The organism is Nocardia sp. 2TAF39 (genome assembly GCF_052114905.1).
GTDB lineage: Bacteria > Actinomycetota > Actinomycetes > Mycobacteriales > Mycobacteriaceae > Nocardia.
Genome location: NZ_JBFRFQ010000031.1, coordinates 44262 through 57016 on the forward strand (window position 1 = coordinate 44262; position 12755 = coordinate 57016).

Here is a 12755-nt window from a genome sequence, read left to right on the forward strand (position 1 = left end):
GGCGATCTAGGAGAGATTGTGAATACACCAGGTTGGATCCGGAAGTTCCATCGATCGCGAGCCGAGAATCCGGCGCCGCTGCTGATCTTCCCGCATGCGGGCGGCGGCGCGTCGATCTACCGGCCGTTCTCCAAGGCGCTCAGCACGGATTTCGATGTCATCTTGTTCCAGTACCCGGGTCGGCAGGATCGCGCGCAGGAGGCCGCGATGGAGACGCTCCCCGAGCTCGCGGCGGGCGCGTTCGACGAGTTCACCCGATCGGGACTGCACCGCGGTGCGCCGCTGACCATCTTCGGCCACAGCATGGGCGCGCTGGTCGCCTTCGAGTTCGGCAGGCTCGCCGAAGACGCGGGCATTCCGATCCGGTTGCTCGGCGTGTCCGGCGCGGTCGCGCCCTGGCTGGTCGCCGACCTGCCGCCGCACCCCACCGAAGACGAGCAACTGCTCGATCATCTGGTCGGCCTCAACGGCACCGGCGCCGACGTAATGGCGAACCGGGACTTGATGCGCATGACGTTGCCCGTGCTCAAGGCCGACTACCGCGCTTTCGACGCCTATTCGTGCCCGGACGACGTGGTGCTACGCACCACCATTCACGCCATGGGCGGCAGCGACGACGAGCATGTCACCGTCGGCCAGCTGTACGAATGGCAGCGGCACACCGACCGCGACCTCGAGGTGACGATGTTCGACGGCGGGCATTTCTACCTGCACGACAACGTATCCGGAATCGCCGAGCTGCTGACGGCGGAGCAGGCGGCGGTGGCTCGATGAGCACGTGTGACCACGACACGGCGGATCCCGTCGTCATCGCCGGTATGGCTGTCGAGGCACCAGGCGGCGTCGAGACACCGGCCGACTACTGGGCGGCGATCGCCGGATCCCACGATCTGATCGGGCCACTCCCGCGCGACCGTGGCTGGCCGATCGAGCGAATCCTGTCACTGTCGCAGATAGACGGCTGGCGCGCCGTCCGTGACGCGGGTGGATTCCTCACCGGCGCAGCGGATTTCGATCCGGCCTTCTTCGGCATCACGCCGCGGGAGGCGGTGGCGATGGACCCGCAGCAGCGGGTGGCGCTGCGGGTGGCCTGGCGCGCGCTGGAGAATGCCGGGATCAATCCGGGTGCGCTCGCGGGCGAGGAAGTCGGCTGCTATCTGGGCGTTTCGTTCACCGAATACGGTCCACGCGGTGCCGAGGTGAACGAGCACAGCGGCTATCGGGTTACCGGTGCGGCAATGGCCGCGGCGGCGGGAAGGATCTCGCACTGTCTGGGTTTGACCGGGCCGTCGATGAGTGTGGATACCGCGTGCGCCTCCGCGCTGTCCGCGGTGCACTTGGCCGCCAACGCGATACGCGCGGACGAGTGTGAATGGGCTCTGGCCGGCGGTGTGTGTGTGATGGGTTCGCCCGCAGGCTTCTTCGAGTTCTCGAAAAACAACGCGCTGTCCACCGACGGGCAGTGCAAGCCGTACTCCGACGACGCGACCGGCACCCTCTGGGGCGAGGGGGCGGGAGTCGTAGTTCTGGAACGACAGTCGCGGGCGCGGCGGTTGGGTCACCGGATCTACGGTCAGGTCCTGGCCACCAGGGTCAACCACAACGGCGGGGGTGTGTCGATCGCTGTGCCGAGCAGCGCCGCTCAAGAGCGGCTCATTCGCGGCACAGTCGCGGCGGCGGGTATCGATGCCGAGCTGGTCGGTCTGGTGGAGGGGCACGGCACCGGCACCGCGGTCGGTGATCCGCTGGAACTGGAAGCGCTACAGCGGGTTTACGGCACCGGTCAGCACGGCGCACGACTCGGGTCGGTCAAGTCCAATCTCGGGCACGCGCAGGCAGCCTCCGGCATGCTCGGTCTGATCAAGGTGCTGCTGAGCGGGCTGCACGGCAAGATCCCGCCGACCAGGTTCGCCGACAACCCGAACCAGGCGGTGGACTGGGACGGCTCGGGTCTGCGCCTGGCCGAGCGGCTCGACGACTGGGCGCCGATCGACGGGGTCCGCTACGGGGCCGTCTCGTCCTTCGGTGTCGCGGGCACCAATGCGCACGCGGTGATCGCCATGCCTGTTCTGGAAGAGGAAATTCATGTCTAGGTACCTGCTGCCCGACGGGAGCATTCCGATCCTGCTGTCCTCGGACACCGAGGACTCGCTGCGCCGCGAGGCCGCGGCGCTCGTGGCATACCTGGAGGCCAGGCCGGGCATCATGCCGCAGCAGGTCGCCGACATGCTCTTCCGGACCAGGGTGCCGCGGCGCATGCGGGCGCTGGCCATGGTCACCGGCCACGACGAACTCGTCGCCGCGCTGCGGGCAACCGCGGCGGGCGACTCGCATCCCGCGGTGCTGCGCGGTGCCAACCCCGCGACGGCGCGCAAGGTCGGCTATGTCTTTCCCGGACAAGGCAGCCAGCGGCCGGGCATGGGCAGCCTGCACTACAAGCATTCACCGGTCTACCGGGCCGCAGTGGACGAATGCGAGGCGCTCTTCCAGGAGCTGTACCGAATCTCGCCGCTGGCCTATCTGCTCGACGAGGGCGGCACCACCGACGATGTGCGTATCGTGCAGCCCGCGCTGTTCGTGCAGATGATCGGGCTGGCCGCGATGTGGCGAGCGGCGGGCGTCGCCCCGGCCGTCACCATCGGCCACAGCCAGGGTGAAATCGCCGCCGCGTGCGTCTCCGGCGTCATGGGGCTGGCCGACGGTGTCCGCGTGGTGACGCTGCGCGCCAACCTGGTCGACACCGTTTCGCGCGAGCGGGGATTCGCCGACTCGTACTCGATGGCCGTGGTCGGCGTCGACCGCGAGGAGTGCGAACGGTTGCTGGCCCGCAACTCCGGCTGGGCCGAACTTTCGGTGGTCAACTCAGCACACGTGCTTGCCATCTCCGGCGAACGGGAGATGGTGACCGAAGTCGTCGCGACACTCAACCAGAACGGCAAGTTCGCCAAGGAGATCCGGGTCTCGTATCCGGCGCACACCTCCTACGTCAGCAAATTCCGCACCGAACTGTGCGACAGCCTGGTCGGCGAGCTGGACAACCCGGTCTTCCAGCCGACCGAGATCGATTGCATCGGTGCGGCACTCGGCGCTCCGATCACCCCCGACCTGCCGGTGGGCGACTACTGGTACTGGAACCTGCGCAACAAGGTGCGCTTCGACCTGGCCATCGCGGCCGCGGCCGAGCGCGGCGTCGATACCTTCGTCGAGATCGCCGACCATCCCACGCTCATGCTCGCGGTTCAGGAGAACCTGAGCACCCTTGCCCCGCCGCGGGACTACCAGACCGTCGGAACCTCCCGACGTACAGCGGAGAACCTGCGCGAATTCACCCGCAACCTGGCAACCGTCGCGGTGCACGACCAGAACTATCCGTGGGAGGCTCTGCGCGCGGGGGCCGGCGACGAACCGATTCGCCTGCCACTGCTGGATTTCCCCAACACCCAGATGAACTCGAAGAAGCTCTGGGCGCGGTTCGACTACCACCCGGAGCTGGCCGCACCAGGGGGCGGCGGTCGCCGGCTCGCCGCTCCGCAGCGTTTGGTCGAGGAGTGGGTGCGGCTGGATCGTCGCAAGCTGGTCAAGCCGCGCACCCTCGCGTTGGTCGATCCCACTGGTCGGTGCACCGAACTGGCCGACGCGGTACGCGCCGCGGCCCCGCGCCACGGTGCGAAGGTGGTCGATCCGGCGCAGGGTGCGGCGGATACCGTCGCGGTGCTGCTGTCGCGTTCGCCGGACGGTGACACCGCGTCCGCGGTCGCCGAGCTGGCCGAATTCCTCGGTGACCGTGCCTGGTTGCCGGAGCTCGATGGCGTCGCTGATCTCTGGCTGGTGACCACGGGCGGTGAGCAGATCGGTGCGGGCGAGGTTCCCGACGCGTTCCATGCCGCGGCGCAGGCCGGTTTCCGCGCGCTGGCCACCGAACATCGCGGAACAGCCTTCCGTCATGTCGATCTCGGTCCGGGCGATGCGGTCGCCGAGTCGGCGAAGGCGCTCGTCGGCGCGCTGCACCTCGTGGCCGAACCGGAGATCGCCTGCCGTGCGGGCGGAGTCCACGTGAAGCGGCTCGTCGCGGATGAAGACGACCTCGGCGAGCCGTTGCGCGCAGCCGAACTGCGCGAGGTCGTCATCATCGGTGGTACCGGCAAACTCGGACTGGAGTTCTGCGACCACTTCGCCCGCAACGGGGCAGGGCGCATCACGCTGATCAGCAGGTCCGGGGGGGATGCTGAAGCGCGGGCGCGCATCGAGCGGATGCGCGGTCCGGGCGGCGCCGAGATCGTGGTTCGCGCCTGCGACATCACCGAAGAGGATCAGGTTCGCGCGCTGGCCGATGAGTACCGGACCCGTCCCGCGACCCTGATCGTGCATGCGGCGGTGAATTACGCGGTGGCTGACGAGGCCGGTGCGGTGGCGGTGCGGGCCGCGGCGGCACCGAAGATCATCGGGCTCGACCACGTCGTGCGGCTCGTCCCGCGCACTGACGACGGCCGGGTGGTGCTGTTCTCGTCGCTGACCGCCACCCTCGGCGGCCGGGGCAACATGATCTACGGTGCGCTGAACCGGATGCTCGACGCGGCAGCGATCCGCCTGCGCGCCGAGGGGATCGCCTGCACGTCCGTGCAGTGGGGGCTGTGGCCCGAAGTCGGCGCCGGTCGGGAGGACGCGCTGGCGCGCACCGATGGAGCCAGCATGCCGCCGATGGATCCCGCGCGCGCCATCGAGTTGGGCCTGCGCACGGAACCGGCCAATCGAATCGTCGCGGCGATGGATTGGTCGACGCTGCGGTCGCTGAGCGGGATATACGGTCTGACACCGCTGTTCGAGCGGCTGAAGACCGAGGCGCCGGAGGTCGCGGCGCGGCCCGCTACCGAGCCGGTCGCGCCGGGGCCTGCGCCCGCGCCGGAACCGTCCGGCGAGAACACCGCCGATCGAGTACGTTTCGCACTGCGTGAGGTGATGGGCATGGACACCGCCGAAACGATCGACGGCGCGACGCCGCTGGTCGCGCTCGGCCTCGATTCGCTACAGGCCCTCGATCTGCGCAAGCGCATCGAGTCCGAGCTGCAGCGGGACCTGCCGGTGACCGCCATTCTCGGCGGCGCGTCGCTGGACGAGGTCGTCTCGTTGCTCGGTCGCTAGCCGATCGTCGGACAAATCGAAGTACCCCAAGGGAATTCGGATCACCAGAACGGAGAGCATGGCAGTGGGATCAGGTGCGGACCAGGCGATCGTCGTCGAGTCCGTCGAGAAGTCGTTCGGCGAGGTGAAGGCGCTTCGTGGCATCAGCTTCACCGCGCGATCGGGCACCGTGCTCGGGGTGCTCGGTCCGAACGGGGCAGGTAAGACCACCACCGTCTCGGTCCTGTCGACCCTCGTGAAACCCGACGCGGGTCGTGCCGTTGTGGCCGGGTACGACGTGGTGACCGAGGCGGCGGCGGTACGCGGCTCGATCATGCTCACCGGCCAGTACGCCGCGCTGGACGAGATGCTGACCGGCCGGGAGAATCTCGTGCTGTTCGGCAGGCTGATGGGGTTGCGCCGCAAGCAAGCACACACCAGGGCGGAAGAGCTGCTCGAGCAGTTCGAGCTGTCCGGTGCCGCCGATCGCCGGGTCGGTCAGTACTCCGGCGGCATGCGTCGCCGCATCGATATCGCCTGCGGGCTGGTGCGTCCGCCGCGGGTGGTGTTCCTCGACGAGCCGACCACCGGTCTGGACCCGGTGAGCAGGCAAAGTCTGTGGTCGCTGGTGCGCTCGCTCAAGGAGCAGGGGGTGACCATTCTCCTCACCACCCAGTATCTGGAAGAAGCGGATGTCCTGAGCGACAACATCATCGTCATCGACAAAGGCACGGTGATCGCGCAGGGGAGCGCAGATCAGCTCAAGGCGCGCACCGGCGTCAGCTGCTGCGAGGTGGTGCCGGTGGAGGCGGCGGACGTGTCCGCGGTCGCGTCGCTGCTGTCCGGGCTCGGCGAGATCACGGTCGCCGAATCGGGTGACCGGGTGTCGCTGCCCGCCCCGGACGGCGCGGTCACCTTGGCCGAGGCACTGCGCCGGATCAACGACGCGGGTATCGAACTTATCGATATCGCCCTGCGCAGACCCTCGCTCGACGAGGTGTTCATCGAGCTCACCAAACCGGCCACCGAGGTCTCGGCATGAGTGAGCGCAGCGTGCGAACAATAGACTCGGCCGGCGCAGCGCCGAACCAGAATGCCGTGCTCCTGGTTCCGCCTGCGCTGCAGTGGACCGCGTTGAGCGAGCGCAGCGTCCGGGCCGCATTGCGCGAGGGTGATCTGATCCTGGCGTTCACCGCGCCGATGTTCTTCTTCGTCTGCGTCTTCGTGCCGTTGCGCCGGTCGATGGAGGCGACCGGACTCGACTACGCCCAATATCTCCTGCCGCTCATCGCGATCCAGTCGATGTTCTTCGCGTCGATGTTCGCCGCCGACCGGGCGGGGCGCGAGGTGGTCGGTGGCATGGGTACCCGGCTGCGCTCTATGCCGGTGCTGCCGTGGGTTCCTGCCGCCGCCCGGATGTCGGCGAATCTGGTGCGCGCCTGCGTAGCACTCGCCGGTGCGCTGACCGTCGGCACGCTGTTCGGCTTTCGTTTCCACGGGCTCGGCTCGGCCCTCGCCTTCGTCGTGCTGACGCTCGCGTTCGGTGCGACCATTGTGATCGCTTCGGACGCACTCGGCACCGCGACCGGGAATCCGGAGCTCGGTGGGACCGTGCTGTTCGTGCCGCAGCTACTGCTCATGATGACCTCCACAGGTTTCGTTCCCGCGGAGGGATTTCCGGGGTGGATTCAGCCGTTCGCCAGGAATCAGCCGGTGTCCCAGGTCGCCGCCGCGCTGCGGGAACTGGCCGACGGCGAGACGGGTTCGGCATTCGGCATCGCGGGTCTGTGGGTGATCGGCCTCCTCGCCGCCGCCGCGCTGCTGGGACTTCGGGTGGAAAGGCGGCGTCGGTGATCGCACTGATCGATCAGAGCCTGGTGGAGACCGGGCGTTTGTTGCGGCGATGGAGCAGGCAGCAGGAGGTGCTGACCACCACACTGGTATTGCCGATCCTGCTTCTACTGCTCTACGACCTGGTGCTGGGTAAATCGCTGCTGGTGGCGAGCGGGGACGAGCCCATATACGGTTTCGTCCCGATGATCGCCGTCTCCGGCGCGATGTACGGCGCGATGGGGACCGGCATCTCGTTGTTCGGCGAGCGGCAGAGCGGGCTGCTGCGGCGATTCTGGGTGCTGCCCATCCACCGGTCGGCGGGGCTGGTCGGTCGGCTGCTCGCCGAATGTGCCCGCGCGCTGGCCGCGACCGTCGTGGTGATGGTGGTCGGCGTGCTGCTCGGGCTGCGATTCCAGCAGGGCGTGCTCGGCGTGCTCGGCGCGCTCGCGGTTCCGGTGATCGTCATCGCGGGGTTCACTCCGATGGTGATCATGGTCGGGGTCAGCCGGATCGGCAATCAGGTGGCGCAGATCTTCGCGGCCGTGGTGCTGGTCGGCATGTTCTTCAATTCCGGATTCGCCCCGGTGTCGAACTACCCGGGCTGGCTGCAGCCGGTTGTGCGGGGCCAACCCATGAGCTGCGCCATCGAGGCGATGCGCGGGTTCACCAGCGGCGGCCCCATTGCCGCGCCGCTGCTGCAGACCGTGGCGTGGTCGGTGCTGCTGGTGGCCGCCTTCGGGCTGCTCGCGGTGCGTGGATACCGGAAGGCAGCCGAGAGCTGATCGGATCGGGCACCCATTTGATCGTTATATCGGCTAATTATATAGTTCGCAGAGGTAACTTCTGCGAAGGGCTGTCGTGACGAATGCATCCACCGATCTCGATCTGAGCGACGTCCGGACCATCCGCCGTCGGTTGCGCTATGACCGCGACCATCCCCGCTACAAGTGGATCGTCCTGACGAATACGACTCTCGGAGTCCTGCTCACCGCGATCAATTCCTCGATCGTTCTCATCTCGCTGCCCGCGATCTTCCGGGGTATCGGACTGAATCCACTCGATTCGAGCAACGTCGGCTATCTGCTGTGGATGCTGATGGGTTACCTGCTCACCACCGCCGTGCTGGTGGTGATGTTCGGCAGGCTCGGCGACATCTTCGGCCGCGTGCGGATCTACAATCTGGGGTTCGCGGTGTTCGCGATCTGCGCAATCGCGCTGTCCTTCGATCCGTGGCACGCCGGAGCGGGGGCCATGTGGATCATCGTCTGGCGGATTGTCCAAGGCGTCGGCGGCGCCATGCTGATGGCCAACTCCTCGGCGATCCTCACCGACGCGTTCCCGTCGAACCAGCGGGGAACCGCGCTCGGCATCAATATGGTGGCCGCCGTGGCGGGTTCGTTCCTCGGTCTGCTGATCGGCGGTGTGCTGTCGGAATGGGACTGGCGCGCCGTGTTCTGGGTGAGTGTTCCGATCGGCATCCTCGGCGCGGTCTGGTCCTATCGCTTCCTGCACGAAGTGGGGGTGCGGACCGCGGGCAAGGTGGACTGGGTGGGCACCGTCACCTTCGGTCTCGGGCTGACCGCCCTGCTCACCGGCATCACCTATGGCATCCAGCCCTACGGCGGGCACGCCACCGGATGGTCCAGCCCATGGGTGCTCGCCTCGGTGGTCGGCGGATTCGCGCTGCTCGTCGCCTTCTGTGTGGTCGAGACCAAGGTCGCCGACCCGATGTTCGACCTCGCGCTGTTCGGCAACCGCGCCTTCGGTCTCGGCAATTTCGCGAACCTGATGGTCTCCATCGGTCGCGGCGGCATGCAGTTCATGCTGATCATCTGGCTGCAAGGCATCTGGCTGCCGCTGCACGGCTACGACTTCGAGTCGACACCGCTGTGGGCAGGGATCTATCTGCTGCCGTTGACCGTGGGATTTCTTGCCGCCGGACCCCTCTCGGGCTGGTTGTCCGATCGATACGGCTCTCGCCTGTTCACCACCGGCGGCGCCCTGCTATCGGCCGTGACGTTCCTGCTGCTCCTGGTTCTGCCCGTCGACTTCGAGTACTGGGTGTTCGCCGCGATCATCCTGGTCAACGGCATCGGCAGCGGCCTGTTCTTCTCGCCGAACACCGCGGCCATCATGTCCAGCGTCCCCGCCGCGCAACGCGGAGCCGCATCTGGCATGCGCGGCACGCTGTTCAACGGCGGCAACGCGCTATCCATGGGGATCTTCTTCTCCCTCATGGTCGTCGGCCTCGCCGCGAGCCTTCCGTCAGCACTCGACTCCGGCTTACGCGCCCAGGGTGTTTCCGCGGAAGCAGCCGCGGGTGTGGCCGGAATGCCACCTGTGGCCAGTATGTTCGCCGCCTTCCTCGGCTTCGATCCCATCCAGGAATTGCTCGGCCCCACCGGCGCGCTGGCCGAGCCGGGCGTCAAGGCCGACACCCTCACCGGACAGGAGTTCTTCCCGCACTTGCTCACCGGGCCGTTCCACTCCGGTCTGATCGTCGTGTTCGTTGCCGCCGCGGTCATGATGTTCCTGGCCGCCGCCGCTTCCTACTTCGCGGGCGACAAGTATGTGCACGACGAGCGGGCCGAACTCGCCGCGGCCGATGAACTCGTCGAGCACGCTGCCCCGGTTCCCGCCCGCTGACCAGAAAGTCCCGCTACTTCGCCGCGTTGGCGAGGGCGGGTGTCAGCTTTTCGAGTAGGTAGGGGACGGATAAGGCGGTCGGCTGAGCTATCCCGCTGAGCTCCTGAGTGGTGAGAAAGATGACCGAGTTCTTCTGCGCTGCCGGTAGCTCGGGGTATCCGGGGAGCATGCGGTACTTTTCGTCCAATCCGGGGGAGTAGCCGGCCAGGAGTAGGTCCGCGTCGAGTTCGCCGACCTGGTCCGGCGGGAGGGACATGGGGAGTGCGTCGAGGTGTTCGGGGGTGCGCAGGCCGAGCCGGGTGAACAGGGTCGGGTTGTGGTTCGGCGCCGCCAGCACGATGAGCTGGGCGTCGCTGGCCAGCCAGGTGGTGACGAAGGTTTTGCCGTGCAGCGTCGGGGCGGCCTGGGTGATTGCGGCGATCGTCTTGTCCACATCGCTGATCAGTGTGTCGGCGGCATCCTGCTTGTGCAGGACTCTGCCCAGCATCCGCACTTGGTCCTGCCAAGGCGCTTCCGTGCTGAGGGCGGGAACGGTAGGGGCTATGCCCGAGAGCTCGTCGTAGGTCTTGCGGTCGGCGATGAAGCCGTCCACCAGGATCAGGTCGGGATGCAATGCCGCGATCTGGTCGGTCAGCTTGCCGCTCGTGTCCACGGTTTTCGCCGATTCGAGTGTCGCGGGTGCCCATGGTGCGGCGGCGCCGGGCGGCGGCGCGATGAAGCCGACCGGGGCCACTCCCAGCGCCAGCGCGTTGTCCGTCCACTGATTGCCGAGGGTGACGACCTTTTTCGGCAACTTGTCGACAGTAGTCGTGCCGAACATGTGACCGACCGTGACGGCTTCATATCTGTCTGTTGAGTTCCTGGTCGGCAAAGTGCAGGCGGCGACCGCGACCAGCGCTGCGCCGACAATTACTACGAGCGCCGCCGAACGAGACAGAAAAGACTTCACCGCCAGACCCTTCTCGCCGAGACCGTCGCGGCCGACTCCTCGCGGGAGCAGGGGCCAGCCTAATCCTCTGGAAGGCCACACACCTCCGCGATCGCCGCTGTGTCCCAGTAGAAGGGATGCACCTCGCCGATGCGGCCGTTGGTGACGGTGATCGTCTGCAGGATGGGGAAGGTGAGTTCGCGGCCCGTCGTGCGTGCGCGGGCGTGCACGCGGGTGTGCACCACGCTGGTTTCGCCCGTCGCCAGGAAATGTTGTTCCAGCAGGTCGAACGATTCCCAGGTGCGACTCATGGCGAGGAAGAAGCGTTCCATGCCTTCGTGACCGCGCCAGGTTCCGCCGTAGGGCAGCCCGTCTGCCTGATTCAACACCACGCAGGGGGCGAAGAAAGGTGCGAGCAACTCGAACGAGGCACTGCCCGGACCGCCCGCTGCCAGGTATTCCGCCTCGGCCGCGTACATCCCGGTCAACACGGTCATCGGATCTGTGGTGGATCGCGTCATGCAGCCAGTCTGCCCAGCGCACACCGACCGAGACCGGCGGTAATCTGACATCGCTTTCCACGGTATCCACGACTTCCCGCACACCAGTTCGCATCCCGATCCGGTGTGCGGAAATCAAGGCATATGCGGGAATCGGAGCCGATCAGCGTGCGGTCGGGGTGGCGACCGGATCCCGGCGGCTGCCGTCGCGCACGCCGATCGACATGAGGTCGGAGGGCTCGTCGAGTTCGATGCGGTGCCACCGGCCGCGCGGCACGACGTACGCCGTGCCCGGGGTCAGTCGCACCATCGACTCCTCCTCGATCTGATCATTCGTCACCGATCCGCCCGCCGCGCCGCCGAAAACCGCCCCACTTTCCGCGCGCAGGTCTTCGCAGACTTGGACGCCGAAACCTTCCCCCGTCTGGCCTCCCTCGGGCCCCGCTACCTCACCCTCGCCAGCCAGGACACCTACGTCCACGGCCTCCGCGCTCTGGTGACCGGCCTGCTCCAGACACCGTGAGCGGAGTCGACCCGGGCGCAGGCGGATTCAGATGGTCGGTGCAACACCTCGACTCTCATCGAGCTGTTGCATCGACCTCCTGAGCCCAAGGCCGGTCGGGGGTCGCCATGTCGCCGCGTTCGTCGGAGATCCACACCCTGCGTGTTATGCACAGGGGTGGCAAAGTGCCAGGTCGGTGCCGGGGCAAGGGGTGGCGGCCGGATCATGCTGAGCTCATGCGAGTTGGTTTGGACCAGGTGCGGAGCAAGCAGTTCGGTGTGTTCACCGCGCGGCAGGCATTGCGCGAGTACACGCGAGCCGAGCTGCGCGCTCGGCTCGATCGCGGTGAGTGGGTGCGGGTCTTCCATAGCGTGTACCGCGAGTCGGCGACCCCACTATCACCCGCGTTGCGCGTCGAGGCCGCACGGCTGTCGATAGGGACGACATCGCTCGCCGCGGCCTACAACACCGCCGCCGAATTGCACGGGTTCTCCGTCCTGGCGAATCAGCCGACGGACGTGCTCGGCGTGCAGGCGTCGCGCTCCCATCGCCTGGTCGTGCACCGCGATCGAGTGGATCCGCAGGAATTGCAGCTGGTACATGGCACGGCGACCACGAATGCCGTCCGTACGGCGGTGGATGTCGCTCGCACCCTGACCCGAATGGACGCGCTGGCAACACTGGATGCCGCGCTGCGCATGGGACTCTCGTTCCCCGCGCTCACCGTCGAGCTCGAAAAGCACACCGGACGTCGCGGCCGCCGACAGGCTGCCCAGCTGATCGCGCTGGCCGACGGCCGCGCCGAGTCACCCATGGAGTCGCGCACCCGGCTGTGCTGCATCGACGCGGGGCTGCCACCGCCGGAACCGCAAGTCGTGGTGCCGACCCGGAACGGACTCCGCCGCATCGACCTGGGCTGGCGGCGCTGGCGAATCGGCCTGGAATACGACAGCGCCGCACGGCATTCGAGGGAGGCCGCCGCGCTCCGTGACAACCCCTGCCACGACTGGCTCAGCACCGAAGGCTGGACCATCTATCACGCCACGGCGGCCGACGTCTACCACCACCCGCACCACTTCACCGCGCCCATCCGCCGCGCGATCGATCGAACGTAGCGAACTGTCGGCTGCGGCTCTTTGCTCAGCCACCATGTGACTCCGCTCGGCGGGGAATCAAGGCTGTAGCCCGGCCGGTGTGGCCGGGCTACAGCACCTTCGAACCGCTGTGG

At 67.4% G+C, this 12755-nt stretch carries 11 protein-coding genes; 8 read left to right on the forward strand and 3 right to left on the reverse strand.

Annotated elements, in window-relative coordinates; all coding sequences use genetic code 11:
• Window positions 1-15 precede the first annotated feature (15 nt).
• The 7 genes from AB4Z47_RS19765 (at window position 16) to AB4Z47_RS19795 (ending at window position 9597) form a co-directional block, all read left to right on the forward strand.
• Window positions 16-774 (forward strand): thioesterase II family protein, encoded by a 759-nt coding sequence (locus tag AB4Z47_RS19765; RefSeq protein WP_441952778.1) that lies wholly within the window; start codon window positions 16-18, stop codon window positions 772-774.
• Window positions 771-2093 carry a polyketide synthase gene (locus tag AB4Z47_RS19770; protein ID WP_441952709.1) on the forward strand — a complete coding sequence of 441 codons (1323 nt, stop codon included), beginning with the start codon at window positions 771-773 and terminating at the stop codon, window positions 2091-2093. The genes AB4Z47_RS19765 and AB4Z47_RS19770 overlap by 4 nt, the downstream gene beginning before the upstream one ends.
• Window positions 2086-5139, forward strand: coding sequence for a nocobactin polyketide synthase NbtC (nbtC, locus tag AB4Z47_RS19775; protein ID WP_441952711.1), 3054 nt, complete (start codon window positions 2086-2088; stop codon window positions 5137-5139). The genes AB4Z47_RS19770 and nbtC overlap by 8 nt, the downstream gene beginning before the upstream one ends.
• A gap of 58 nt (window positions 5140-5197) precedes the next feature.
• Window positions 5198-6160, forward strand: a complete 963-nt coding sequence (locus tag AB4Z47_RS19780; protein ID WP_441952713.1) for an ATP-binding cassette domain-containing protein — start codon at window positions 5198-5200, stop codon at window positions 6158-6160.
• A complete protein-coding gene (locus AB4Z47_RS19785) occupies window positions 6157-6972 on the forward strand; it encodes an ABC transporter permease (protein WP_441952714.1) in 816 nt (271 codons plus the stop codon). The genes AB4Z47_RS19780 and AB4Z47_RS19785 overlap by 4 nt, the downstream gene beginning before the upstream one ends.
• The gene (locus tag AB4Z47_RS19790) at window positions 6969-7733 is read left to right on the forward strand and encodes an ABC transporter permease (protein WP_441952716.1); all 765 of its coding nucleotides are present in this window, start codon (window positions 6969-6971) and stop codon (window positions 7731-7733) included. The genes AB4Z47_RS19785 and AB4Z47_RS19790 overlap by 4 nt, the downstream gene beginning before the upstream one ends.
• Window positions 7734-7809: 76 nt before the next feature.
• Window positions 7810-9597 carry an MFS transporter gene (locus AB4Z47_RS19795; RefSeq protein ID WP_441952718.1) on the forward strand — a complete coding sequence of 596 codons (1788 nt, stop codon included), beginning with the start codon at window positions 7810-7812 and terminating at the stop codon, window positions 9595-9597.
• A 13-nt stretch (window positions 9598-9610) separates the two neighbouring features.
• Here AB4Z47_RS19795 and AB4Z47_RS19800 read toward each other — a convergent pair whose 3' ends face one another.
• The 3 genes from AB4Z47_RS19800 to AB4Z47_RS19810 all read right to left on the reverse strand — a co-directional run bounded on the left by AB4Z47_RS19800 (window position 9611) and on the right by AB4Z47_RS19810 (window position 11506).
• On the reverse strand, window positions 9611-10417 hold the full coding sequence (locus tag AB4Z47_RS19800; RefSeq protein WP_441952720.1) for an ABC transporter substrate-binding protein: 807 nt from the start codon (window positions 10415-10417) through the stop codon (window positions 9611-9613).
• 188 nt (window positions 10418-10605) lie between these two features.
• Window positions 10606-11046, reverse strand: a complete 441-nt coding sequence (locus AB4Z47_RS19805) for a nuclear transport factor 2 family protein (protein WP_441952722.1) — start codon at window positions 11044-11046, stop codon at window positions 10606-10608.
• 142 nt (window positions 11047-11188) lie between these two features.
• On the reverse strand, window positions 11189-11506 hold the full coding sequence (locus tag AB4Z47_RS19810; RefSeq protein ID WP_441952724.1) for a hypothetical protein: 318 nt from the start codon (window positions 11504-11506) through the stop codon (window positions 11189-11191).
• 257 nt (window positions 11507-11763) lie between these two features.
• Between AB4Z47_RS19810 and AB4Z47_RS19815 the strand changes: the two genes are divergently transcribed.
• On the forward strand, window positions 11764-12642 hold the full coding sequence (locus AB4Z47_RS19815) for a type IV toxin-antitoxin system AbiEi family antitoxin domain-containing protein (protein WP_441952726.1): 879 nt from the start codon (window positions 11764-11766) through the stop codon (window positions 12640-12642).
• Window positions 12643-12755 lie beyond the last annotated feature (113 nt).